The organism is Brevundimonas sp., assembly GCF_032017145.1.
Lineage (GTDB): Bacteria > Pseudomonadota > Alphaproteobacteria > Caulobacterales > Caulobacteraceae > Brevundimonas.
Window position 1 is genome coordinate 1 of sequence record NZ_DALZQC010000046.1, and the last position, 23,990, is coordinate 23,990.

The following is a 23,990-nucleotide window of genomic DNA, read 5'->3' on the forward strand; positions in this document are numbered from 1 at the left end:
ACGGCCAGCGCCGCCGCCAGCGGCGTGTCGGACGTCTCGGCCCTGATGGCGCTGCAAGGGGTGGAGGGGCCGCTGGAGCGTCGGCGTCGTGCGATCCGTCGCGGCGGCGGCCTCTTGGATCGCCTGGACGAACTGAAACTGGCGCTTCTCGACGGTGATGCGGATGCGGTCTCGCTGGATCGATTGGCCCGCAGCCTGCGCGAGGAGCGCACCGATGACGGCGATCCGGGCCTGAACGCCGTGCTGGACCAGATCGACCTGCGCGCCTCGGTCGAACTGGCCAAGGCGGAAATGCGTCGTCCGCGCGGCTGACGCCGAAAAATCCACAGATGTCAGACGGCTAAGCTTGAGGGGTGAGTGACATTTGTCACTCTGGCTAGGTCGTTCGCCTTATTTGCATCACGGAATCGAGAACCGCGTTGCCGCGACTCGTCAGGCTGACTATACGGCCATCTGCGCCACAGGGGGGCGTGTTAGAGAGCGTGAGATCGATGAACGCTTTGGCGTCCGTTGTGACCGACGAATCCGGCCCATACCGCCCGTCCGACGACGAGCCGTTCATGAACGAACGGCAGCAGGCCTATTTCAAGAAGAAGCTGCTGGACTGGAAGGAAGACATCCTTCGCGAGTCCAAGGGCACGGTGGTCAATCTGAAGGCCGAGACTGAAAACCACCCCGATCTGGTGGACCGGGCCTCGTCCGAATCCGACCGTGCGCTGGAGTTGCGCACCCGTGACCGCCAGCGAAAGCTGATTTCCAAGATCGACGACGCCCTGCGCCGGATCGAGGACGGCTCCTACGGCTATTGCGAGGACACGGGCGAGCCCATCGGCCTGGGTCGTCTAGAAGCCCGCCCTACCGCGACCCTGTCGGTCGAGGCCCAGGAACGGCACGAACGCCGCGAGCGCGTTCACCGCGACGACTGATCGTCGGCCCGATCAGTCGGCCCGATCAGTCGGTCAGGGCGGGCGTCAGATCGGTTCGGCCGAAATCGTCGCCCTTGAACAGCAATGGGGCGTCGCTTTCCTTGGCCAGGGCGTAGGCGAAACAGTCGCCGAGATTGAGTTTGGCGGCCGTTCGCTTGCCGAAGTCTCGTTCAGCGCTTGCAGCCAAGGATGCCGTTCGCGAGGTGGCTGGGGCGATCCGTATGCCCAGCTTAGCGATCACGAGATCCAAATCTACTAAACCGGGCTCGCCGCGTAGCGACCTAAGACGGGTCGCAGCTTCCCAATAGCCGACAGGAGACAAGGCTAAGTCTTTTTCGCGCGCCATCATCCGACGGAACACCATGCTTTCCGGCTCTTGGAGAAGCACCGCAACCAAGGCGGAGGCATCCACAACGATCATTTGGGCAGGCCGTCTTCGTCGTAGAGGTCATCGTCGGTGAGCAGGGGGCCGATGATCGGCAGGCTGTTGAAATGCGCCACGATTTCTTCGACGGCTGCGAGCTTGGCCTCGATCTCTGCCTCGCGTCGGGCAATCAGGCGCTCGTCGCGCTCCCTGACCATGTCTTCGACCAAGTCGGTAATGGACCTGCCTTCCAGGCGCGCTATTTCGCGCAACCGCTCGACGACCTCTGGCTTTCTGATCTGTACAGGTGCGTTCATGATTGGTCGGAATCTATCATGACGATGGCCGCAATCCAACCCGCGCCTTGACTTCGCCGGGTTGCGGCGCGACCTAGCCGCCTCGCTTTCAAGGTCGTCTTCCCATGTCCGTCAAGGTTCGTTTCGCCCCGTCGCCCACGGGTAAGCTGCACGTCGGCAATGTCCGCACCGCCCTGGTGAACTGGCTGTTCGCCAAGGGGCAGGGCGGATCGTTCGTGCTGCGTATCGACGACACCGATCTGGCGCGTTCGACGCCGGAGTTCGAACAGGGGATCGAGGACGATCTGACCTGGCTGGGAATGCTCTGGGACGAGCGCTACAACCAGTCCAAGCGGTTTGATCGATACGAAGAGGCGGCGGAACGGTTGAAGGCTTCGGGCCGCCTGTATCCCGCCTATGAGACGGCCGACGAACTGGACCGTCGTCGCAAGGTGCAACTGTCACGCGGCCTGCCGCCGATCTACGACCGCGCCGCCCTGGACCTGACGGACGAACAGAAGGCCGCCTACGAAGCAGAAGGCCGTCGTCCGCACTGGCGCTTCAAGCTGGAGGGCAAGCGGGTCGCCTGGGAAGACCTGGCGCGCGGTCATGCCGAGGTGGACACCGCCTCCATGTCCGATCCCGTGCTGATCCGCGAGGACGGCCTGTTCCTCTACACCCTGCCGTCGGTGGTGGACGACATCGACATGGCCATCACCCACATCATTCGGGGCGAGGATCACGTCACCAACACCGGCGCCCAGATCGAGATTTTCGAGGCGCTTGGGGCCGCTGTTCCCGGCTTCGCCCATATGCCGCTGCTGGTCGGCGCGGATGGCGCAGCCCTGTCCAAGCGTCTGGGATCGCTGTCGATCAGCGACATGCGCGACCAGGGCTATGAGCCCATCGCAATCACCAGCCACCTGGGTCGGATCGGCACATCCGATCCGCTGGAGGTCGGCGCTTCGATCCAAGCGCTGGGCGCCGGCTTCGCCTTCTCCAAGATGGGCCGTTCGCCGGCGCGCTACGACACGGCGGATCTGGACCGGCTGAACGCCCAGGCGCTGCACGTCATGGATTACGACACGGCCAAGCCTCGGCTTCAGGCGCTGGGCGTGGACCTTGGCGAGACCTTCTGGTCCGTGGTGCGCGGCAATCTGAACAAGTTCGGCGACGTCGTTGAAATGGCGAGAATCGTTCAGGGACCGATCCAGCCGGTCATCGAGGACGCGGGCTTCATCGACAGGGCCGCTGGTCTGCTGCCGGACGTCATCGACGAGACGGCCTGGGCGACCTGGACCAATGCGGTGAAGGCTGAAACCGGCGCCAAGGGCAAGGCGCTGTTCATGCCGCTGCGTCTGGCGCTGACGGGACAGGCGCATGGGCCGGACATGGCGGCCCTGGCGCCGCTGATCGGCCGTGAGACCATCCAGCGGCGCCTGAGAGGCGAGGCGGCCTGAGCCGCCTCAAGCCGTGCCGACGTCAAGCATTGCAGACGGCCAGTTCGTCGGCGCTGAGGGCGACGCCCCTGTAGGAGAAGGCGGTCACGGGACCGAACTTTTGAACCACGCGGCGGCAGGCGCGCGTCGCGGGCTGTTCCGTGCCGCCCGAGGCGGTGCAGGTCGCGCCTTCGCAGAACCAGCGCGCGCCGTCGATGATGGTGGCGCGTGCGGGGGCCTTGGCCGGATCGGCTAGGGTCAGGCTGGTGGCGGCCGGAGCCTGGGCCATGGCCGGGGCGGCGGCGAGAAGGGCGGCGGCGATAAGCAGGGCGCGCATGAAAAACTCTCCGATAAGAAGAACGGCGTCTTGCCGCTGCGCCCCAATGTCAGTTTCGGATAAAAACTGTCAATACGTAGGGATGCGAATGTAAGCGTCGATCACTTACCGACGATCATGTTTCTGCGGCTCGGCGGCTTCGGGCGACTGGATCAGCCGCATCGCCTCCTCCACCGTATCGGCGACGGTCCAGGCGTCCAGGAAGGACGGCGGGGTCATGCCCTCGTCCACGCTGTGACGCATCAGGGCGAAGAAGCCGTCCCAGAAACCGTTCAGGTTCAGGAAGACGACCGGCTTGTGATGCAGGTCCAGCCGCTTCCACGACAGCAGTTCGACTACCTCTTCCAGCGTGCCGATGCCGCCGGGCGCCACGACGAAGGCGTCGGATTGATCGTACATCAGCTGTTTGCGCTCGTGCATCGAGGTGACGACGACGGTTTCGACCTCGTCGAACAGCCGTTCGCGGCTGCGCAGGAAGGCCGGCATGATGCCGACGACCCGGCCGCCCGCCTCGTGCGCGCCGCGGGCCGACGCCCCCATCAGGCCGACGCCGCCGCCGCCATAGACCAGCCGCCAGCCCGCCTGGGCGGTCGCGCGGCCGAAGGCGTAGGCCGCCTCGGTATAGGCGGGATCGGCGGTCTCGGAGGCGCCGCAGAACAGACAGACGGAAGAGCCGTCGAAGGGCAGGAACGAAACGGGGGGCAGGGACATGGGGCCTCGAACAAAACGAATGCCGGCCTGGCCCATGGCCAAACCGGCGGCGCTCGCGCTAACACCAGCGCGAGCCGCTGGGTCGCCAGTCCTATATCGTCGAGGCCAAGGATGAAACGTCGGATCAGCGTAACGATCGTCGCGGGCCTTGCAGCGTCGAGTCTGGCGCTGTCGGCCTGTTCGCGCAGCGATGGCGGGGTGGCCGGGCCGGCCGGGGCGGAGAAGGCTTCCCCCTGGGTGCGGCCGCCCATGATCGACGGCGTGATGCGCGACGGCCCGGTGCTGATCGTGCGCGGCGCGGCCGACCCCAACGCCCGCGTGGTGTTACGGGCGGCGGATGTGGCGGCGGTGGCGGTCAATGCGGATGCGGCAGGGCGTTTCGAACTCAGACTGCCGCCGCTGCAGGGCGACGTGCGCCTGACGCCTGAGGTTCAGGTGGGCGAGGACGCCGCCATCTCGCCCGAGACGCTGGTGGTGATCCAGGGCGGGGCAGGGCCGGTCGCCCTGATCGCCGCCGGTCAACCGACCGTCAGACTGGATGGGTCGGGCGTGTTGAACGCCGTCGATTCGGACGGCTCGACCCTGGTCGTCTCGGGACCGGCCGGGCCCAAGGCGCCGATCGTCACGATCGGCGGCGCTGAAGCCAACGCCGCCCCGGCTCCGCAGGGCCAATGGCGGGCCATGGTCGGTCGCGCGGGGGGCGTGGCCATCACCGTGGACGGCCAGACCTTCGACTATCCGGGCGACGCGGGCAACGGCGGCTTCACCATCTCTCGGGCGGGCCAGGGATGGCGTATTGTCTGGCACGTGGCGCCAGGCGGACATCAAAGCGCCTGGCTGCCGGATCGCGCAGGTCGTTAAGGCTTGGGAAACCAATTCGGTTAACGAATGGGGCTCGTCCTCAGGGACGCCATCACCGAACCTTGTTTCAGCCCGGCAGCCCCCTGTCGGGCTTCTTTTTACCTTCGCCGTTTTCGGTGCGGTCGCGGAACAGGGCGGCGCGCGCCAGCAGGATCAATGTCACCGGCGTCGTCACCGTCAGGAACAGGCCGATCAGGATTTCACGCGGCATGAACCGCCGCTCGACCGTCGTGAACCAGACGATGGACGCCAGCAGGATCAACGCCATGCCCAGCGTCGCGCCCAGGGTGGGGGCGTGGACCCGCTCGTAAAAGGTCTTCAACCGCGTCAGACCGACCGCGCCCAGCAGCGACAGGGTCGAGCCGGCGAGCGCCAGACCGACGACGACGAAGGCGAGCCACGCGGGAATGTCAGCCTGGATCATTCGATCACCTCGCCGCGCATCAGGAACTTGGCCAGGGCGACGGTGGCGGCGAAACCCAGCATTCCGATCACCAGGGCGGCCTCGAAATAGAGCTGGCTATTGGTGCGGATCCCGAACACCACGACCAGAAGCATGCCGTTCAGATAAAGGGTGTCCATGCCCAAAACGCGATCCTGGGCGCGCGGGCCGTGGATGATCCGCCACGCCGCCAGGCCCATGGCGCAGATCAGCATCAGCTGGGCCAGCCCCAGGCCCCAGGTCAGCACCGCCGCCGTCATTCGAAGATCTCCATCAGCCGGCGCTCGTAGCGGTCCTTGATCAGCCGCACCCATGTTTCTTCGTCCACCAGGTCCAGCACATGCAGCGACAGGCGGCCGGTGGCGGCTTCATATTCGACCCACAGGGTGCCGGGCGTCGAGGTGATGATGATGGCCAGCACCGCCAGACCGTATCGGTCGCGCAAATCCAGCGGAATATGGATGAAGCCCGACGTGCGCTCATGCCGCCGACGCCCCAGGATGATATGGGACACCGCCCAGTTGGAGCGCACCACGTCGCCGATGACATCGACGGCCAGCCGCATCATGGCGCGTGGCGATTTCAGCCGCACACGATCCACGCCCAGCGCCAGCATGATGATCGGCGCCACCAGGGCCAGCAGCAGCGCCAGCACCAGGGAGGGCGGCGCGACAGAGGCGCTGAGCAGGATCGAGGCGACGAACAGGCCCAGCGACAGGACAGGATAGGGCAGGATGCGTCTCATCTGCCGCCTCCACTGAGGACGGCGTGGATATAGCCCTGCGGCTCGGCCAGCCAGGCGGCGGTATGATCGGTATAGATCAGGGCAGACCCGGCGAAGACCGCCAACAGGACGCAGGCGCCCAGCAGGCCGGCGACGGCCGTCAGTTCCGCCGCGCCCACCACCGGGGCCGGCGCATCCTCGTCGCGGGTCCAGATGGCGCCGACGCCCAGACGGGTCAGGCCGATCAGGGCGCCCAGGCTGGAGACGGACAGCACCGCCGTCAGCGCCCATTGCGCCGGCCCGCCGACACGGACCAAGGCGTCGATCATCGACAGCTTGCCGACGAAGCCCGCCAGGGGCGGCATGCCCGCCACCATCAGGGTGCAGATCAGGAAGGCTCCGCCCAGAGCCGCGACGGCCGCCGGAATGACCAGACCGGGCTCGTTGCGTTCCTCGTCGTCGAACGGATCGCGATATTCGTCGTCGAAGACGGCGCGGGCCTCGCCAACGTCGGCCTCGCGCCCGCGCTGAAGAATCTCGGCCAGTAGAAATAGGGCGGCGCAGGCCAGGGTCGATCCGATCAGATAGAACAGCGCGCCGCTGAGGGCCGCCGTATCCCCAACGCCCAGAATCGCCAGCACGGTGCCGGAAGAGATCATCACCCCGAAGCCCGCGGCGCGCGACAGATCGCGTGAGGCGATCAGGCCGAAGGTGCCGAACGCGATGGTCGCCAGGCCGCCGACCATCAGCCAGGTCAGGCCGAACCCGGCCGATGCGCCGGCCCCCGCGCCGAACAGCAGCAGGCTGAGGCGGATGATCACATAGACCCCGACCTTGGACAGGATGGCGAAGACCGCCGCCGACGGCGCGCTGGCCGCCGAATAGGTCGAGGTCAGCCAGAAGCCCAGGGGCCACATGGCGCATTTGACCAGGAAGGCCGTGCCCAGCACCGCCGCCCCGATGTGGAACAGGCCCAGGTCGCCCGCTGCGACAGCCGGCGCGCGCAGCGCCAGATCGGCCATGTTCAGCGTGCCGGTCACCCCATAGATCAGGCTGACGCCGATCAGGAACAGCAGGGAGGCGGTCAGGTTGACGGCGATATAGATGACGCCCGCCCGCACCCTGGCCTCGCCCGAGCCATGCAGGGCCAGGCCATACGACGCGGCCAGCATGACCTCGAAGAAGACGAACAAATTGAACAGGTCGCCGGTCAGCAGGGCGCCGTTCACCCCCATGATCAGCAGCAGGAACAGGGCGTGGAAACGCGGCCCGGCCCGGTCCCAACGCGCCAGGGCGAAGATCAGGGCGCAACCGCCCAGAACGCTGGTCAAGGCCACCATCATCGTCGATAGCCGGTCGGCGACCAGAACGATGCCATAGGGCGCGGCCCACGACCCCAGGCGATAGACCCGCGCCGTGTCGCCGCCGCCCACGGCGCCGTTGGCGCTTTCGTGCAGCAGGATCAGGGCCATGACCAGTATGGCCGCCATGGCGGCGAGGCTGAGCACAGCCTTCAGCGTCCGGCGGCGCTCGTCGATCAGCAGCATGGCCGAGGCGATGATCATCGGCAGGACGATGGGGCCGATGATCAGATGGGCGGTCCAGTCGATCATGCGTCAGGCTCCTTGCCATCGACATGGTCGCTGCCGGTGATGCCGCGCGCCGCCAGTATGACCACCAGGAACAGGGCCGTCAGGGCGAAACTGATGACGATGGCCGTCAGGACCAGGGCCTGGGGCGTCGGGTCGGTGTAGCGTGCAGGATCGGAGACCTCGCTCGCCAGCACCGGCGGCGCGCCAGATTTCAGCCGCCCCATGGCGAAGATGAAGATGTTGACCGCATAGGATAGCAGCGACAGCCCCATGATGACCTGGAAGGTGCGGGGGCGCAGCAGCAGCCACACGCCCGATCCGGCCAGAACGCCGATGGCCAGGGCGAGAACCAGTTCCATCATGACGGCTCTCCCGCCTCGGCGTCTCTCTGTTTGGGCTTGCGCAGCGACTGGTGCGCCAGGGCGACCAGGGTCAGGACGGTGGCGCCGACCACCAGAACCACGACGCCCAGGTCGAACACCACCGCGCTGGCCAGGGGCACGCGGCCCAGGATCGGCAGGTCGGCATACTGGAACCAGGAGGTCAGGAACGGATAGCCGAACAGCCACGACCCGACGCCGCTGAGCGCTGCGATCACCAGGCCCGCGCCGATCCAGACGATAGGCCGGATCGCCAGCCGCTCCTCCACCCAGCGCGCGCCGGAGGCCATGTACTGCAGCACGAAGGCGATCGACAGCGCCACGCCCGCCGCGAACCCGCCGCCCGGCAGATCATGCCCGCGCAGGAACAGGTGAACGGCCAGCAGGATGATGAAGGGGAACAGCCAGCGCATGACGACGCGCGGGATCAGCATGGTCTCCTTCAGCGTGTCGCCTTCGGAACGGTCTTGCCTTTCCCTGTCGGCCGCATTCTGAACCCGTTGCTGGCGAGGTCCCGAAAGGGTGTCGTCAGCCGGGCGGAACCGCCGCAGCAGCGCAAAGACCGTCAGGCCGACGATGCCCAGCACCGTGATCTCGCCGAAGGTGTCGAAGGCGCGAAAATCGACCAGGATCACGTTGACGATGTTGCGCCCGCCCGCATCCTTGTAGGCGTGTTCGACGAAGAAGCGCGAAATCCCTTCCACCGACGGGCGGGTCATGACCGCATAGGCGATGGCGGCCAGGGCCGTTCCGACGGCTGCGGCGACGATCAGGTCGATACGGCGACGGCGACGCGAACGCTTCTCCATCGCCGGAGGCAGGCGGATGGTCTCCAGCCGTTTCGGCAACCAGCGCAGGCCCAGCAGCAGCAGGACGGTGGTGACGACCTCGACCAGCAGCTGGGTCACGGCCAAATCCGGCGCCGACAGCCAGACGAAGGACAGGCAACTGGCCAGACCCGCGCCGCCCATCAGCACCACGGCCGCCAGCCGGTGATATTTCGCCTGCCAGGCCGCCGCGACGGCGCAACCGGCCCCCACCGCCCATAGACCCGCAAAGGCCCAGTTCGCCAGGGTCGGCGTCGGCATGATCGGCCTGATGATCAGCCCCGCACCGATCGCGGACAGGCTGCCCGCCAGCAGGGCGACCAGAACGATGGCGCGCAACTGCGGCTGCTGGCGCGTGGCTCCGAACAGGCGGACCACGGCCTCGGAACCCTTGAACAGGCCGGTCATGCTGCGTTCGAACAGCCAGCCGCCGTTCAGCCGCTTCCAGCCCCATGGTCCGCCGCGCGGATTGGCGTTGATGCGGCGCCCGAACGCCACATACAGAGCCACCCCGCCGCCCAGGGCGATCAGGCTCAGCACCAGCGGCAGGTTGAACCCATGCCACAGGGCTAGGCTGTAATAGGGCAGGTCGAAGCCCAGGACCGAGACCGCCGCGCTTTTCAGGAACGGCCCGACGGTCACGGCCGGGAAGATGCCGACGACCAGGCACAGGGCCACCAGCACCTCGACCGGACGGCGCATCCAGGCCGGCGGTTCATGCGGCACGCGGTCCAGTTCGGTCGGCGGCGGGCCGAAGAAGGTCGTATGAATAAAACGCAGCGAATACAGCACGCTGAACGCGCTGGCCAAGGTGGCCAGGGCGGGCAGGACCAGGTTCAGGCCGTGGGTGTTCACGCTGGCCACGGCCTCGGCCAGGAACATCTCCTTGGACAGGAAGCCGTTCAGCAGGGGCACCCCCGCCATCGCCGCCGCCGCCACCATGGCCAGGGTGGCGGTGAAGGGCATGAAGCGGAACAGACCGCTCAGCTTTCTCATGTCGCGGGTGCCGGCCTCGTGGTCGATAATGCCGGCGGCCATGAACAGGGACGCCTTGAAGGTGGCGTGATTCACCGTGTGGAAGATGGCCGCGATACAGCCCAGCGGACTGCCCAGCCCCAGAAGCAGGACGATCAGCCCCAGATGGCTGATGGTCGAATAGGCCAGCAGGCCCTTCAGATCATGCTGGAAGATGGCGCACCAGGCGCCCAGCAACAGGGTCGCCAGACCCATGCCGCCGACGATCAGATACCAGCTCTCCGTTCCCGCGAAGACCGGCCAGAAACGGATCAGCAGGAAGACGCCCGCCTTCACCATGGTCGCCGAATGCAGATAGGCGCTGACCGGCGTGGGCGCGGCCATGGCGCGCGGCAGCCAGAAGTGGAAGGGGAACTGGGCGCTCTTAGTCATGGCGCCCGCCAGCAGCAGCAACAGCGCGGGCATATACAGCGGGCTGGTCTGGATCGCCTCGCGCGACGCCAGGACGACATCCAGATCGTAGCTGCCGACAATCCGCCCGATCAGGATCATGCCGACCAGCATGGCGATCCCTCCCGTCGCCGTGACCGTCAGCGCCATGCGCGAGCCCTCGCGCGCCGCCGGATTCTGGTGCCAGTAGCCGATCAGCAGGAAGGAGAAGAGGCTGGTCATCTCCCAGAAGACGACCATCTGGATCAGGTTGCCCGACAGCACCACGCCCTGCATCGCGCCCATGAAGGCCAGCAGGAAGGAGAAGAAGCGCGGCACCGGATCCTTCGGCGACATATAATAGCGGGCGTAAAGCACCACCAGGGCGCCGATGCCCAGGATCAGGCTGCTGAACAGCCAGGACAGACCGTCCAGACGCAGCACCAGATTGACCCCCAGCGACGGCAGCCAGGGAACCTCGAACTTCAGCGTCTCCCCGTCCTGGAACATCGGCCACAGCGCCGCCAGACACCCCAGGCTGACCAGGGCCACGATCCAGGACAGGATGGCGGCGGCCGTGCGGGCGTGGCGCGGCAAACCGGCCGCGGCGATCGCGCCCATGAAGGGCAGGATCAGGATGATCAGAAGGAGAAAGCTGATGGACATAGAGGCGGCGCGTCTCTCCGGGTGATCGCAGGGGGCTTTTGCGAACGCTCAAGGTTCGCCTAGGTTCTCACCTACGGATCGAAAAGCGGCGCGTCAAAGCGACACCACAGCGCGGCTCTGGCCAACGTTAAACATCAAGCAGCGTCGCGCACCCGCATTCGCCAGACTAATGAGCGGCGATGGTCTGGCGGTCTTCATGAATGAAGACCCGAATACTCAAGCGATCTGAGAGTTTTCAGGTCGAGGTTTCAGAACCTGTCGACCTTTACACCAGAGTGGCTCCGCAGGTAGGATTCGAACCTACGACCAGCCGATTAACAGTCGGCTGCTCTACCACTGAGCTACTGCGGAACATCTGCTCGGGAGGCGGGCGTATAGCAGCGGGCGTTCCGATCTTGCAATGGGAAATCGAACCATCGAGCCGATAATTATCGACGACCCCGAGGACCCGCGCGTCGCCGCCTATCGCGACATTCGCGAGCGCGATCTGACAGGGCGCCAAGGGCTGTTCATCGCGGAAGGGGAGGTGGTGGTTCGTGGTCTGGCCTCCAGCGCGTCGCGGTGCAGGCCCCGGTCGCTGCTGCTGGCGGACAAGCGCGTGGCGGCTCTGGACGACGTAATCCAAGCGCTGCCGGCGGATGCTCCGGTCTATGTTGCGCGCCAGACCGTGCTGGATCGGATCGCCGGGTTCGAACTGCACCGGGGTATTCTGGCCTTGGGCGAGAAGCCTGCGCCCCCGCCGTTGCAGGACCTGTTGTCGGATGTGGCGACCGGCGATGTCTTCGTCATCGCCAGCGGCATCGGCAATCACGACAATATGGGCGGCCTGTTCCGCAACGCCGCCGCCTTCGGGGCCAGGGCCGTGCTGCTGGATTCGACCTGCTGCGATCCCTTCTATCGTAAGTCCATCCGGGTGTCGGTCGGGGCGGTCCTGCGTATGCCGTTCTCCGTCGCCGAATCGTTCGACATCCTGGACGCCCTGACCCAGGCGGACGTCGAAGTGTTGGCCTTGACCCCGTCGGCGGGCGCGCGCCTGTCGGACTATCGCCGCAAGGGGCCGGTCGCGGTGGTGCTGGGATCGGAGGGGCCGGGGCTGCCCCAGGCGGTGATCGCCCGCTGCCGCCCCATAGGCATCGCCATGGCGGGCGGGTTTGATTCGCTGAATGTCGCCGCGACCAGCGCCGTGGCCCTGCATCATCTGACGACGACGGCTCTGGAGTTCTGAAACGAAAAGGCCGCCCCGAGGGACGGCCTTCGTTCGTCTATCGCGATGGAGGCCTGACCGGGAATCGAACCCGGGTGCAAGGATTTGCAGTCCTCTGCGTCACCACTCCGCCATCAGGCCGCCTTTTGTCCCCGATTTCTCGGGGGCGGTCATCGCGAGGGGCGTTCGCTATCAGATCGGATTGTCCGCTGCAACGCACGGAACTATAAGCGCGCGAGTTTTCCTCCCGGATTATCGTTGAAGGCTGCCCACAGATGGATTTCACCGCCGAGCGCAAGGCTATGGTCGACTCGCAGGTGCGGGTGAACGACGTGACGGATCGCGCGATTCACCTGGCCATGATGGCCGTGCCGCGTGAGCGGTACTGCGCGCCGGATCGCGCCTTCGCCGCCTATTCCGAAGAAGCTTTGGCCATCGCCGGGGATCGTCGCCTGATGCCGGCCCGCGACGTGGCCAAGCTGTTGCAGGCCGCCGATGCGCGCGAGGGCGAGAAGGCCCTGGCAATCGCCGCCCCCTATGCCGCGGCCCTTCTGGCCCGCATGGGTCTGACCGTCACCGCCCAGGAGTCGGACGAAGCCGTGTTCGGCGTGGTCGGTGAAGCCCTGGCCGCTGAAGGCGTCGCGACGGTGGTGCAGCCGCTTTCGCAGCCGACAGGCGAGAACTGGGATCTGATCGTGTCGGAGGGTGGGGTTCAGGCCCTGCCCGAATCGTGGGGCGCCGCCTTGCGGCCCGGCGGGCGGGTCGTGGTGGTGGAACGTCGCGGCGCCATCGGCAAGGCGGCCCTGTTCGTCAAGACGCCCGAGGGCCTGTCGCGCCGCGAACTGTTCGATTCGTCGCCGGCGGTCCTTGCCGAGTTGACGCCGGCGCCTACCTTCGCGCTGTAGAAACATGATCGGCCGGCGGACGGATCGCGCGACCGCAACCGTGAAGAAAACTTAACTGGCGTGTGGTTCAGTCAGGCCGCAGTTACGCTTGAGAAAACATTCGGGCGTTCTTTCGGGGCGTCGGGCAAGGACGGACAATGTTGAAACGCTCGCGTGTGCTGGCTTCGGCCGCAGTGGTCGCCGTGATGACCGGCCTGGGCGCGCCGGCCTGGGCCGAGACGCTTCAGGACGCCATCGCCCTGGCCTATCGCACCAATCCCAACCTGCTGGCTCAGCGCGCCACCCAGCGGGCGCTTGACGAATCGGTGGTGCAGGCGCGGTCGGGCCTTCGCCCTACGCTCAGCGCCTCGGCGGGCGTGGACTATACGCGCAGCGACTTCCCCGCCGTGACTCAGTTCGTCGATACCAATGGGGACGGCGTGCCGGACACCCAGATCTCGACCAGCTCGTCCGAAACCCAGGGCGCCAATCTGGGCGTCAGCCTCAGCCAGAACCTGTGGACCGGCGGCCGCACCGCCCGCGCCATCGACCAGGCGCAGGCCGGCGTCCTGGCCGGCCGTGAGAACCTGCGCCAGATCGAACAGTCGGTCATGCTGTCGGTCATCCAGGCCTATGTGAACGTGACCCGCGACATGGAGATCCTGCGCATCCGCCAGGAAAACCTCAGCGTCCTGCAACGCCAGTTGGAAGAGACCAGCGCCCGCTTCGAAGTGGGAGAGATCACCCGCACCGACGTCGCCCAGGCCGAGGCGTCCCAGGCTCAGTCCGAGGCCGATCTGGCCAACGCCCAGGCCCAGCTGGCCACCTCGCGCGCCGCCTACGCCGCCGTCGTGGGCCAGTCGCCGACCGATCTTGAGGCCGCGCCGACCCTGCCGGCCGTGCCGACGGACTTCGACGTCGCCATGGAGACGGCGCTGCAGCGCAATCCGGGCGTCCTGGCCGCCACCTATCAGTTGCAGGGGGCCGAGGCGGCCGTGGCCGCCGCCCGTTCGGAATATATGCCGTCGCTGCGCGCCACCGCCTCCTATGGCGGATCGTCCAACGATCTGGGCGATCTGGGTCAGCTGGCCGACCGCCGCAGCTTCACCGCCGGCGCCACCCTGTCGGTGCCCCTGTTCACCGGGGGGCTGAACCAGTCGCGCGTCGCCCAGGCGCTGGAGCGCGCCAACGCCGCACAGATGGCGATCGAGGGCGAACGTCGCACCGTGCTTCAGAATGTCAGTTCGGCCTACGCGCAGGTTCTATCGACCCGCGCCAATGTGACGGCCGGGACCGAGGCTGTGCGCGCCGCCTCCGTCGCCGCAGAGGGCGTCCGCCAGGAGGCGCAGGTCGGCCTGCGCACCACCCTGGACGTGCTGAACCAGGAAGTGACGCTGCGCGCGTCTCAAACGGCCGTCGCCAACGCCCGCGCCGCCGAATATGTCGCCCGCGCCTCGCTGCTGGCCGCCATGGGCCAGCTGGACGGGCCGGCCCTGAACCCGACGGTCGAAGTCTATGACCCCGTCACCAACTATGATCGGGTCAAGGGGCGCGGCGGCCTGCCATGGGATGGCGTCATCGAGACGCTGGACCGCGTGGCCTCGCCGCCCATCGTCGGGACAGTGGACGCGCCTGACGCGCCCGTCGACGCCCAGCTGAAGGGCGAGGTGGTTCGCACCGCTCCTCGGACCTGATCCCCCGGCGGACCACGATCCGGCCGCTGCGAACGCGCCCGTTGATTCCAGCGGGCGAAGATGCGACGACAACACATAGATTCCAGACGATCCGTCGTCTGGCGTCGTCCCGTTCGCGGCGCGCGGATCGTTCCGTGAGCCAATTTCTTCCCAGGCCACGCCCAAGGTTGCGCCATGACCGATCAGTCCGCCCAGGAACCGACCATGGAAGAGATCCTGGCGTCGATTCGCCGGATCATCTCCGAAGACGAGGCCCCGGCCGAAACGCCTGCCTCCGCAGCGCCCGAGGGCGAGGTCCAGCCCGAACCCGCGCCGGAACCCGCCGCGGCCGAAACCGTCTTCGCCGCCCCGTTCGAGCCCGAGCCCGCGCCGGCTGCGGAGGATGACGTGCTGGAACTGACCGACCGTTACGATGCGGCCCCCGTCGAGACCATCGGCGACCTGGATGTGACGCCGACCGAAACCTATCAGGCGCCCGAACCGCCCGCCGTCCCCCCGGCTCGGGAACAGGGCTACGACACCCTGGTCGGCGACAGCGCCGCCGCCAGCGCCGCCTCGGCCTTCGCCGGTTTGGCCGCCAGCTTCAAGAAGCCGGAGCCCGCGCCCGCCCCCTCTACCGGCGATCTGCCCTTCGTCAGCGGCAATACGGTGGAGGCCATGGTGGCCGAAATGCTTCGCCCCCTGCTGAAGGACTGGCTGGACGCCAATCTGCCGGCGATCGTCGAGGCCCAGGTACGCAAGGAAGTCGAACGCATCGCGCGCAGCGCCTAGCCCTTCGCCTCAGCCCAGACTAATCCGAGGGGCGGCTCCTGAAGGGGGCCGCCTTTCTGCATTCCGAGATACCCCAAATGCTTGAGAAGACCTTCGAACCCCAGGCCGCCGAGCCTCGCCTTTACGCCCAGTGGGAAAGGAGCGGCCTGTTCGCGCCCCGCACGGAAGGGGCGGCGGGCGCCTATTCGATCGTCATTCCGCCGCCGAACGTGACCGGCAGCCTGCACATCGGCCATGCGCTGAACAACACCCTGCAGGACATCCTGGCCCGCTATCACCGGATGAAGGGCAAGGCGGTGCTGTGGCTGCCGGGTACCGATCACGCTGGCATCGCCACCCAGATGGTGGTCGAGCGTCAGCTGGCGGCGGGCGGCAATGTCGGCCGCCGTGACATGGGCCGAGACGCCTTCATCGAGAAGATCTGGGAATGGAAGGCCGAAAGCGGCGGGACCATTGTGCGCCAACTGCGCCGCCTGGGCGCATCATGCGACTGGTCGCGCGAGAGGTTCACCCTGGACGAGGGGTTGAACGCCGCCGTCCGCAAGGTCTTCGTGCAACTGCACAAGGAGGGCCTGATCTATCGCGACAAGCGGCTTGTGAACTGGGACCCGCATTTCCAGACCGCCATCTCGGACCTGGAGGTCGAACAGCGCGAGGTGGACGGCGCCTATTGGCACTTCGCCTATCCGCTGGCCGACGGCGTGACCTATGAACACCCGGTCGCCTTCGACGAGGACGGCAAGGCGACGGAATGGGAGACGCGCGACTTTATCGTCGTCGCCACGACCCGGCCCGAAACCATGCTGGGCGATACGGGCGTGGCGGTGCATCCGGATGACGAACGCTATGCCGGTCTGGTCGGCAAGTTCGTGACCCTGCCCATCGTCGGCCGTCGCATCCCCATCGTCGCCGACGACTATGCCGATCCGAGCAAGGGCTCGGGCGCGGTCAAGATCACGCCGGCGCATGATTTCAATGACTTCGGCGTGGGCAAGCGCGCGGGCCTGCCTTCGCTGAACATTCTGGACGCCTTTGGCCGTATCAGCGACGCCGACACGCCGGACGTGCCCTCGGACTATGTGGGGCAAGACCGCTTCGCCGCGCGCAAGGCCATCGTCGCCCGCGCCGAGGAAGAGGGCTGGCTGCGCGAGATCGAGAAAACGCAACACGTCGTGCCGCACGGCGACCGCTCCGGCGTGGTCATCGAGCCGTGGCTGACGGATCAGTGGTACGTTGACGCCAAGGTCCTGGCCCAGCCTGCGCTGAAGGCGGTGGAGCAGGGCGACACGGTGTTCGAGCCGAAGTCGTACGAAAAGATCTACTTCGAATGGCTTCGCAATATCGAGCCGTGGTGCATTTCGCGCCAGTTGTGGTGGGGGCACCGCATCCCGGCCTGGTATGGTCCGAACGGCGAAATCTATGTCGCCGAGACGGAAGAGGACGCGCGCGAACAGGCGATGGCGGACTATGAATTTGAGGTCGCCCTGACCCAGGACGAGGACGTTCTGGACACCTGGTTCTCCTCGGCCCTGTGGCCGTTCTCGACCATGGGCTGGCCCGAGAAGACCGAGGATCTGGAGCGGTTCTATCCGACCAGCGATCTGGTCACGGCGGCGGACATCATCTTCTTCTGGGTCGCCCGGATGATGATGATGGGCCTGCACTTCATGGACGGCGAGGTTCCGTTCAAGCGGGTCATCATCAATGGTCTGGTCCGCGACGAGAAGGGCCAGAAGATGTCGAAGTCCAAGGGCAACGTCATCGACCCGCTGGGCATCATCGACGAACTGGGCGCCGATCCCTTGCGCTTCACCATGGCCATCCTGTCGGGCACGCGCGACATCAAGCTGTCGAAGCAACGGATCGAAGGCTATCGCAACTTCGGCACCAAGCTGTGGAACGCCGCCCGCTTCAGCCAGATGAACGAGGCGCGTCGCGTCGAGGGCTTCGATCCCGCGACGGTCGAGCAGACGATCAACCGCTGGATTCGCGGCGAACTGACCAAGGCCGAACGCGCCGTGTCGGACGCCATCGAAGGCGGGCGGTTCGACGATGCGGCGGGGGCGCTTTATCGCTTCGTCTGGAACGTCTTCTGCGACTGGTATCTGGAACTGGCCAAGCCGGTGTTCCAGGGATCGGACGAGGCCGCCAAGGCCGAGACGCGCGCCATGACGGCCTGGACCCTGGATCAGACGCTGAAGCTGCTGCACCCGGTCATGCCCTTCATCACCGAGGAGCTTTGGGCCGAACTGGGCAAGGAAGGACCAGCGCGCGAGACCCTGCTGATCGGCGCCGAATGGCCGGTCCTGCCGGACGCCTTCATCGACGCCTCGACCGAGGCCGAGATCGGCTGGCTGGTCGATCTGGTCGGGGAAATCCGGGGGCTGCGCGCCGAAATGAACGTCCCGCCGTCGGCCAAGCCGCCGCTGGCCTTCGTCGCGCCCGACGCCGTGGCCGCCGAGCGGATCGCCCGTCACCGCGACCTGATCCTGACCCTGGGCCGCGTGTCCGAGGTGGGTTCGGCGGACGCAGCGCCGACCGGGGCCGTGACTTTCGTGTCCGGTGGTTCGACCATCGCCCTGTCGCTGGCGGGCGTCATCGACCTGACCGCCGAACGGGCGCGTCTGGAGAAGGAGATCGCCGCCTTCGACAGCGACATCGGCCATGTGAACAAGAAGCTGGGCAATCCCAACTTCGTCTCGCGCGCTGCACCGGACGTGGTTGAGGAACAGCGCGCCAAACTGGCCGAGGCCGAGGCGGGCAAGGTCAAGCTGCAGGCGGCGCTGGCCCGCCTCAGCGAGATCGGGTGAAATCCCGCATCGACCAATTGCTGGTCACGCGCGGGCTGTTCGACACCCGCGCCCGCGCCCGCGCCGCCATCGAGGCCGGGCGGGTCAGGGCGGACGGTCGCCTGGTCGCCAAGCCGTCCGAACAGATCGCCGATGACGCGGAAATCCAGGCCGAACCGGCCCACCGCTGGGTGGGGCGCGGCGCCTTGAAGCTGGATCACGCCCTGACCCTGTGGCCGGTGGCGGTCGAGGGGCGCACGGTGCTGGATGTGGGCGCCTCCACCGGCGGCTTCACCGAAGTCTGTCTGGACCGTGGCGCGGCGCGGGTGTTCGCGGTCGATGTCGGGTCGGGCCAGCTTCATCCGAGCGTCGCCGCCGACCCCCGCGTCGTGAACCTGGAGCGCACCGACGCCCGCGACCTGACGCCCGAACTGATCCCCGTGGCGCCGTCGCTGATCGTCTGCGACGCCAGCTTCATCAGCGTGGCCAAGGTTCTGCCCGCCGCCCTGGCCCTGGCCGGGCCGGGCGCGGACCTGATCACCCTGGTCAAGCCCCAGTTCGAGGGCGATGGCCCCAGGTCGGTCGGCAAGAAGGGCGTGGTCAAGGATCCGGCCGCTCATGCCGCCGCCGTGCAGCGCGTACGTGATTGGCTGGAAGACCTGGGCTGGGCGGTTCAGGCCGTGACCGACAGCCCCATCACGGGCGGCGACGGCAATATCGAGTTCCTGCTCTGGGCCGCACGCCACTGATCCGACGCGCGTTTTCCCAAAAGAGAAACCGCCGGAGGACTGATCCTCCGGCGGCTCCCGTCACATCGTCGATCGACAGGGGGGCTGAAAATTAATCGACGACGCGATAGCGGCCGTACTGGTCGGGACAGGTGCGGACGTAGCGCGTGTCCGTGCGACCATCGGGCAGACGGATCTGGCTTTCGGCCAGGCGGCATCCGTCGGAGTTGCGATAGGAATCGACCGGGCGAGAGCGGTCGTCGTAGTAGCCGCCGCTGTCATAGGCGTAGTCGGACCGGCGGTCGTAGTCGTCGTAACGATAGCCCTGATCGCCCTTATAGCGGTTGTCGTAGTAGCCGTAGGTCGGCTGGCTGTAGCCCTGGTTGTAGTAACCGCCGGAGCCATAGCTGCTCTGATAGCTGCGGCAGGCGTCGGAACTGGAGCGGCCCACCTGGGAGCCGACCACGGCGCCGAGCACGCCGCCCAGGATGCTGCCCTCGGTGCGACGACCGCGCGCGGCCAGTTGCGATCCGATGACGGCGCCCGCGCCGCCGCCGATCACCGCGCCGGCGCCGGTCCGGCCCTGACGCTCACGCGAGCAGGGGTCGTAGGAGGGGTAGCCGCGTCCGTAGTTGTAGGACGGCGCATAGGCGCCCGTCCCGTAGTTCTGGCTGTAGCCGTAGCCGTAATAGTTCTGAGCCGAAGCCGCCATCGGGGCGGCGGTGACGCCGAGCGCCAGGGCGGCTGCGGCGGCGAGCGAAGACTTGGAGAGACGCATTTTTCAACCCTTCCGAGGACCGAACGATTTCCGTCAACGGTTAACGGCAAGCCTCGTGTCTCGTTGCAGTCCGATTTAAGACAGCGAAGCTGAACGGCATTTGAGCGCTGTGTTCATCTTCGTTCATCTTTCAGGCGAGCGGCGCGCGGTGGACGCCGCCGCGACTTGAGCGGCCTTTCGGCGGCGGCTAGAAGCCCGGCGATGGAGACCTTCATCATCGACCGCGTCGGCGGCCAGGGCGACGGCGTCGCCCGCACGCCGGCGGGGCCGGTGTTCGCCGGCCTGACCCTGCCCGGCGAAACCGTGCGGGGCCAGGTCGTGGACGGTCGGCTCGAAGGCGTCGAGATCGTCACCCCCAGCCCGGATCGGATCGCGCCGGTCTCGCCGCAATATGGCGACTGCGGCGGCTGTTCGCTGCAGCACTGGGCCGAGGGGCCCTATCTGGACTGGAAGCGCGAGCAGGTGCGTCTGGCCCTGGCGCGCGAGCGCATCGAGACGGAGATCGAGGCGACCATCGCCACACCGCCCGGCAGCCGCCGCCGCGTGGCCCTTCATGCCCGGCGCGACGCCGGCGGCCGCGTGGTGCTGGGGTTCAAGGCGCGGCGATCCTGGCGGCTGGTCGAGGTCACGGCCTGTCCGGTGGCGGATGTCCGCATCGTTCAGGCCATTCCCGCCCTGGCGCAGGTGGCGGCGGCCTTCTTCGAACATCCCAAATCCGCCCCGACGCTGCATGTGACCTGGACCCTGGCGGGGCTGGACGTCGATGTGACGGGCGTGGAGCGGCGCTCGGGCGGCGGCCTGTCCGCCGACGCGCGCGCCCAGGCGGTTCAGGCCGCGCACCGGGTCGACCTGGCGCGACTGAGCCTGGCGGGTGAAACCCTGGTGATGGCGCGCCAGCCGATGGTGGCTTTCGGACCGGCGACGGTCGCCCTGCCGGCCGGCGGTTTCCTGCAGGCGGCGCCGCCGGCCGAACTGGCCATGACATCGCGCGCGGTCGCGGCGGTGAAGGGAGCCAAGAAGGTCGCGGACCTGTTCTGCGGGGCGGGAACCTTCACCTTCCCCCTGGCGACGGTCGCCCCCGTGATTGCCGCCGATGCGTCAAGGCCCGGCATCGACGCCCTGAAGTCCGCCGTGGGTTCGGCCAAGGGCATGAAGGCGATCGCGGCAGAGGCGCGCGATCTGTTCCGCCGCCCGATGACGCCCTATGACCTGAAGGGGTGCGACGCCATCGTGTTCGACCCGCCCCGCGCCGGCGCCGTCGAACAGACAGCCCAGATCGCCACGACCAAGGCGGCCGTCGTCGTGGGGGTGTCGTGCAATCCCCAGACCTTCGCGCGCGACGCCCGCGTCCTGATCGACGCCGGGTTCCGGCTGGAGACGGTCACGCCGATCGACCAGTTCCTGTGGTCCGCCCATGTCGAACTGGTCGGCGTTTTCAGACGATAGGACGATCATGACCCAGATGACCGACGACCTTGGCGAGGAAGACGGAGGCGGTTTCGACGCCGACGACTGGAGCCGGCTGAAGCCGTTCACCGGGGCGGTCGCGACCCTGGACGACGTGCAGGCGCGGCGCGCCATCTTCGCACTGGGCGACACCGACGACCCGCGCCCCATCGTCATGGACCTGCCGCAGCCGGTGATCTGGTGGGACGAGGATGGTGAGCAGGCGGCCGTGGCGGTCCAGGCCGAAAGCCATCTGGGCGCCGACGGCGAGGAGATGGAGGTCCTGGGCCTGATTTTGCCGGACGGGGAGGGGGCGGTCGCCCTTATGGAAGATGTCGATCTGGTCGACGACAGCGATCCGACCTGGCGCGATCTGGTGACCCGCGCCATCGACCCCTCGGCCGCCGACGACTAACTCAGGGCGGCCGCGACCTGCGCGGCGAAGTCGGGCTGATCGGGAATGTCGCCGTGGTCGGCGCGCGGGAAGACCAGACGCCGGACGTCTACACCGCGCGCCTCCAGATCCCTGGCCAGGGTGCGGCTCAGCGCGGGCGGCAGGGTCTGGTCGCGCCCGGCCTCCAGCACCACGACCCGTCCCGGATAGCCGTCCAGCGTGGCCGGCACGTCGATGGCGGCCAGGGCGTCGGCCATCTGAACGCGGATCAGAGGCCGCCACAGTCCCAGCATCTGGTCCACCGCCGCGCGGGCGGTGGGCGTCGTGGCCTCCAGCACCACGGCGTCGGCGCGAATGAGGCGTGCGGCCTCGGCGCACACCGGACCGCCCAAAGAGTGGCCCCAGGCGATCAGCCGGCGCCCTTCCGAATCGGCCTGGGCTCGGGCGCTGGCCGCGATGACTTCTCCGGCGGCGCGGTAGCTGGCGAAATCGGCCCGACCCGGCGTGTCGCCCGATCCGGGATAGTCGAACATCAGCACATCGCCGAACGGCGCCAGTTCGCGCGCCATCGCCGCCCCGTTGACGCCGCGCCGAAACAGGTTGCCGCCGCAGTACAGGATCAAGGGCGCATCCGCTCGGCCGGTCCTGACCCGCGTCGCGGCGACCGCGCCGCCGGCATAGGGCAGGGACAGGGTCTCGCCGCCCGGCACGGCGGGGCCGGGCGTAAGAACCATCTTCTCGGCCTTCACCCGCGCGTCGGGATAGAAGAACTCGCCTTCCGGCACGTCCACGGCGACGCAGCCGGAAAGAAGCGCGGCCATGCCGACGAGCGCCGATAGACGTTGGATCATGACATTCCCCCAGGATGAGGGAGGCTAACCTCAAGCGTGGCCGTTAGGCAATCCTGACTTCGGCGGCGGTCTGCGGCAGGTCGAACAGATCCATCTGCGGTCGAGCGTCGGGGGGAACGCGGAATTGCGTCTCGTCCAGCAGGCGGCGGGGCGTATCCAGTCCATAGCGTTTGACCGCCGCCTTGAAGCGCGCCCCGATCAGTTCGGCGACCGGGCCCGTGCCCTTCATCCGTTGGGACCAATCGGCGTCGTAATCCTTGCCGCCCCGCGTCTGGCGGATCAGCGACATGACCCGCGCGGCCCGATCCGGGCGGGCGTCGGCCAGCCATTCGCGGAACAGATCCTTGATCTCCAGCGGCAGACGCAGGGTCACATACATGGCGCGCGTGGCGCCTGCCTTGGCGGCCGCCTCCAGAATCGACTCCAGTTCATGGTCGTTCAGGCCGGGAATGACCGGGGCGAACCCCACGCCGACCGGACAGCCCGCCTCGGCCAGTCTGGAAATGGCCTCTAGCCGTTTAGCGGGGGTGGAGGCGCGCGGCTCCATCGCGCGGGCCAGTCCGCGATCCAGGGTGGTGATGGAGACGAAGGCCGAGGCCAGGCCCGCCTTGCCCATCGGTCCCAGGATGTCGGCGTCGCGCCCGATCAGCACCGACTTGGTGATGATGCTGAACGGATGGTTGAACCGCTGCATGACCTCCAGGATCGAACGGGTCGAGCCCAGTTCACGCTCGACCGGCTGATAAGGGTCGGTGTTGCCGCCTATGTGGATGCGCCTGCATCGGTATCGGGGTGCGAGGAAGGCCTGTTCCAGCAGACGTGCGGCCTGGGGCTTGAAGAAGATGCGGCTCTCGAAATCCAGGCCCGGGGATAGGCCCATCCAGGCATGGGACGGACGGGCGTAACAGTAGATGCAGCCATGTTCGCAACCTTTATACGGGTTGATGGAGCGGTCGAATCCGATGTCCGGGCTGTCGTTCCGGGCGATGATCGCGCGGGCGTGTTCCGGCGTGAGGGTGGTGCGCAGGGGCGCGGCCTCGGCGTCGTCGCGCGTCCAGCCGTCGTCGAACGACAGGTGCTGTTCAGGTTCGTAGCGGCCGGTGGCATTCGAACGCGCGCCTCTTCCCTTGGCGGTTTCCATGGGAAGGACCATGCGTCATTGACCGGAACAAAGCAAGAACATTTGTTCCGGCGCAGTCAGGCGGTTCAGTCGGGGCCGATCACCATGCAGGTGACGCGCCGTTCGGCCAGGGCCTCGCACGCCGACTTGGCGCCTGTCTCGGTCAGGCCCGTGAAGCGAGAGCGATACCAGTCGCCGGCGGTCTGGACGTTGCGCTCGGCGGCGGCGAACTGGGTGCGGAAGCGGCGGTTCAGTTCGGTCAGCCAGTCGTTGGCGACCTTTTCGTCCCGGAAGGCGCCGACCTGAACGGCCCAGCGTCCGGCGGGCGCGCGGGCGGCCGTGCGCGCCGGTTCCCGCGCGGG

26 protein-coding genes and 2 tRNA genes are annotated in these 23,990 nt (G+C 67.4%); 12 read left to right on the forward strand and 16 right to left on the reverse strand.

Annotation, left to right across the window (positions count from 1 at the left end):
• Together RTU05_RS09460 and dksA are read left to right on the forward strand one after the other, a co-directional pair.
• Window positions 1-312, forward strand: a 312-nt coding sequence (locus RTU05_RS09460; RefSeq protein WP_312597713.1) for a flagellar assembly protein FliX, incomplete at its 5' end; no start/stop codon positions are given.
• Between the two features lie 179 nt (window positions 313-491).
• Entirely contained in the window at window positions 492-926 is a 435-nt protein-coding gene (gene dksA, locus RTU05_RS09465) for an RNA polymerase-binding protein DksA (RefSeq protein WP_248118981.1), read from the forward strand.
• 25 nt (window positions 927-951) lie between these two features.
• Here dksA and RTU05_RS09470 read toward each other — a convergent pair whose 3' ends face one another.
• Complete coding sequence (locus RTU05_RS09470; RefSeq protein WP_312597715.1) at window positions 952-1,347, reverse strand: type II toxin-antitoxin system VapC family toxin; 396 nt, start codon at window positions 1,345-1,347, stop codon at window positions 952-954.
• On the reverse strand, window positions 1,344-1,607 hold the full coding sequence (locus RTU05_RS09475) for a type II toxin-antitoxin system VapB family antitoxin (protein WP_248118983.1): 264 nt from the start codon (window positions 1,605-1,607) through the stop codon (window positions 1,344-1,346). The genes RTU05_RS09470 and RTU05_RS09475 overlap by 4 nt, the downstream gene beginning before the upstream one ends.
• Before the next feature lie 104 nt (window positions 1,608-1,711).
• Between RTU05_RS09475 and gltX the strand changes: the two genes are divergently transcribed.
• Window positions 1,712-3,046, forward strand: coding sequence for a glutamate--tRNA ligase (gene gltX / locus RTU05_RS09480; protein WP_312597717.1), 1,335 nt, complete (start codon window positions 1,712-1,714; stop codon window positions 3,044-3,046).
• Between the two features lie 22 nt (window positions 3,047-3,068).
• On the opposite strand, the gene RTU05_RS09485 is transcribed toward gltX, so the two are convergent.
• Both RTU05_RS09485 and RTU05_RS09490 read right to left on the reverse strand, forming a co-directional pair.
• Window positions 3,069-3,362: a CC_3452 family protein gene (locus tag RTU05_RS09485; RefSeq protein ID WP_312597719.1), complete on the reverse strand. Its 294-nt coding sequence runs from the start codon at window positions 3,360-3,362 to the stop codon at window positions 3,069-3,071.
• A 105-nt stretch (window positions 3,363-3,467) separates the two neighbouring features.
• The gene (locus RTU05_RS09490) at window positions 3,468-4,073 is read right to left on the reverse strand and encodes a TIGR00730 family Rossman fold protein (protein ID WP_312597721.1); all 606 of its coding nucleotides are present in this window, start codon (window positions 4,071-4,073) and stop codon (window positions 3,468-3,470) included.
• Window positions 4,074-4,184: 111 nt separating this feature from the next.
• On the opposite strand from RTU05_RS09490, the gene RTU05_RS09495 reads away from it, so the two are divergent.
• On the forward strand, window positions 4,185-4,934 hold the full coding sequence (locus tag RTU05_RS09495; RefSeq protein WP_312597723.1) for a hypothetical protein: 750 nt from the start codon (window positions 4,185-4,187) through the stop codon (window positions 4,932-4,934).
• A 67-nt stretch (window positions 4,935-5,001) separates the two neighbouring features.
• On the opposite strand, the gene mnhG is transcribed toward RTU05_RS09495, so the two are convergent.
• The 7 genes from mnhG to RTU05_RS09530 form a co-directional block, all read right to left on the reverse strand.
• Window positions 5,002-5,358: a monovalent cation/H(+) antiporter subunit G gene (mnhG, locus tag RTU05_RS09500; RefSeq protein ID WP_312597725.1), complete on the reverse strand. Its 357-nt coding sequence runs from the start codon at window positions 5,356-5,358 to the stop codon at window positions 5,002-5,004.
• Complete coding sequence (locus RTU05_RS09505; protein ID WP_045810222.1) at window positions 5,355-5,636, reverse strand: K+/H+ antiporter subunit F; 282 nt, start codon at window positions 5,634-5,636, stop codon at window positions 5,355-5,357. The genes mnhG and RTU05_RS09505 overlap by 4 nt, the downstream gene beginning before the upstream one ends.
• A complete protein-coding gene (locus RTU05_RS09510; protein WP_312597727.1) occupies window positions 5,633-6,121 on the reverse strand; it encodes a Na+/H+ antiporter subunit E in 489 nt (162 codons plus the stop codon). Before RTU05_RS09510 ends, RTU05_RS09505 begins: the two co-directional genes overlap by 4 nt.
• Complete coding sequence (locus tag RTU05_RS09515; RefSeq protein WP_312597729.1) at window positions 6,118-7,713, reverse strand: monovalent cation/H+ antiporter subunit D; 1,596 nt, start codon at window positions 7,711-7,713, stop codon at window positions 6,118-6,120. The genes RTU05_RS09510 and RTU05_RS09515 overlap by 4 nt, the downstream gene beginning before the upstream one ends.
• Window positions 7,710-8,051, reverse strand: coding sequence for a Na+/H+ antiporter subunit C (locus tag RTU05_RS09520; protein ID WP_409411608.1), 342 nt, complete (start codon window positions 8,049-8,051; stop codon window positions 7,710-7,712). Before RTU05_RS09520 ends, RTU05_RS09515 begins: the two co-directional genes overlap by 4 nt.
• Window positions 8,051-10,969, reverse strand: a complete 2,919-nt coding sequence (locus RTU05_RS09525) for a monovalent cation/H+ antiporter subunit A (RefSeq protein ID WP_312597733.1) — start codon at window positions 10,967-10,969, stop codon at window positions 8,051-8,053. The genes RTU05_RS09520 and RTU05_RS09525 overlap by 1 nt, the downstream gene beginning before the upstream one ends.
• 276 nt (window positions 10,970-11,245) lie before the next feature.
• Window positions 11,246-11,320 (reverse strand) — tRNA-Asn (locus RTU05_RS09530).
• Between the two features lie 49 nt (window positions 11,321-11,369).
• Between RTU05_RS09530 and RTU05_RS09535 the strand changes: the two genes are divergently transcribed.
• The gene (locus tag RTU05_RS09535; protein ID WP_312597735.1) at window positions 11,370-12,194 is read left to right on the forward strand and encodes an RNA methyltransferase; all 825 of its coding nucleotides are present in this window, start codon (window positions 11,370-11,372) and stop codon (window positions 12,192-12,194) included.
• A 46-nt stretch (window positions 12,195-12,240) separates the two neighbouring features.
• Here RTU05_RS09535 and RTU05_RS09540 read toward each other — a convergent pair.
• Window positions 12,241-12,314, reverse strand: a tRNA-Cys gene (locus RTU05_RS09540).
• A 134-nt stretch (window positions 12,315-12,448) separates the two neighbouring features.
• Here RTU05_RS09540 and RTU05_RS09545 point away from each other — a divergent pair.
• From RTU05_RS09545 to RTU05_RS09565, 5 genes are all read left to right on the forward strand, one after another.
• Window positions 12,449-13,078 (forward strand): protein-L-isoaspartate O-methyltransferase, encoded by a 630-nt coding sequence (locus RTU05_RS09545; protein ID WP_312597737.1) that lies wholly within the window; start codon window positions 12,449-12,451, stop codon window positions 13,076-13,078.
• 137 nt (window positions 13,079-13,215) lie between these two features.
• A complete protein-coding gene (locus RTU05_RS09550) occupies window positions 13,216-14,751 on the forward strand; it encodes a TolC family outer membrane protein (protein ID WP_312597739.1) in 1,536 nt (511 codons plus the stop codon).
• A 174-nt stretch (window positions 14,752-14,925) separates the two neighbouring features.
• Window positions 14,926-15,522: a DUF2497 domain-containing protein gene (locus RTU05_RS09555; RefSeq protein WP_312597740.1), complete on the forward strand. Its 597-nt coding sequence runs from the start codon at window positions 14,926-14,928 to the stop codon at window positions 15,520-15,522.
• A 77-nt stretch (window positions 15,523-15,599) separates the two neighbouring features.
• On the forward strand, window positions 15,600-18,332 hold the full coding sequence (locus RTU05_RS09560; protein WP_312597742.1) for a valine--tRNA ligase: 2,733 nt from the start codon (window positions 15,600-15,602) through the stop codon (window positions 18,330-18,332).
• Window positions 18,329-19,060, forward strand: coding sequence for a TlyA family RNA methyltransferase (locus tag RTU05_RS09565; RefSeq protein ID WP_312597744.1), 732 nt, complete (start codon window positions 18,329-18,331; stop codon window positions 19,058-19,060). Before RTU05_RS09560 ends, RTU05_RS09565 begins: the two co-directional genes overlap by 4 nt.
• A gap of 91 nt (window positions 19,061-19,151) precedes the next feature.
• Here RTU05_RS09565 and RTU05_RS09570 read toward each other — a convergent pair whose 3' ends face one another.
• Window positions 19,152-19,817, reverse strand: a complete 666-nt coding sequence (locus RTU05_RS09570; protein ID WP_312597746.1) for a glycine zipper 2TM domain-containing protein — start codon at window positions 19,815-19,817, stop codon at window positions 19,152-19,154.
• A gap of 201 nt (window positions 19,818-20,018) precedes the next feature.
• Between RTU05_RS09570 and RTU05_RS09575 the strand changes: the two genes are divergently transcribed.
• Both RTU05_RS09575 and RTU05_RS09580 read left to right on the forward strand, forming a co-directional pair.
• Window positions 20,019-21,263 (forward strand): class I SAM-dependent RNA methyltransferase, encoded by a 1,245-nt coding sequence (locus tag RTU05_RS09575; RefSeq protein ID WP_312597748.1) that lies wholly within the window; start codon window positions 20,019-20,021, stop codon window positions 21,261-21,263.
• A gap of 7 nt (window positions 21,264-21,270) precedes the next feature.
• Window positions 21,271-21,678, forward strand: coding sequence for a hypothetical protein (locus RTU05_RS09580; protein ID WP_312597750.1), 408 nt, complete (start codon window positions 21,271-21,273; stop codon window positions 21,676-21,678).
• Here RTU05_RS09580 and RTU05_RS09585 read toward each other — a convergent pair.
• The 3 genes from RTU05_RS09585 to RTU05_RS09595 all read right to left on the reverse strand — a co-directional run.
• A complete protein-coding gene (locus RTU05_RS09585; RefSeq protein WP_312597752.1) occupies window positions 21,675-22,508 on the reverse strand; it encodes an alpha/beta fold hydrolase in 834 nt (277 codons plus the stop codon). The two genes, RTU05_RS09580 and RTU05_RS09585, sit on opposite strands and share 4 nt — an antisense overlap.
• A 43-nt stretch (window positions 22,509-22,551) precedes the next feature.
• The gene (locus tag RTU05_RS09590) at window positions 22,552-23,649 is read right to left on the reverse strand and encodes a PA0069 family radical SAM protein (protein ID WP_312597754.1); all 1,098 of its coding nucleotides are present in this window, start codon (window positions 23,647-23,649) and stop codon (window positions 22,552-22,554) included.
• Between the two features lie 65 nt (window positions 23,650-23,714).
• The coding region (locus RTU05_RS09595; RefSeq protein ID WP_312597756.1) for an SPOR domain-containing protein at window positions 23,715-23,990 on the reverse strand (276 nt) is incomplete at its 5' end.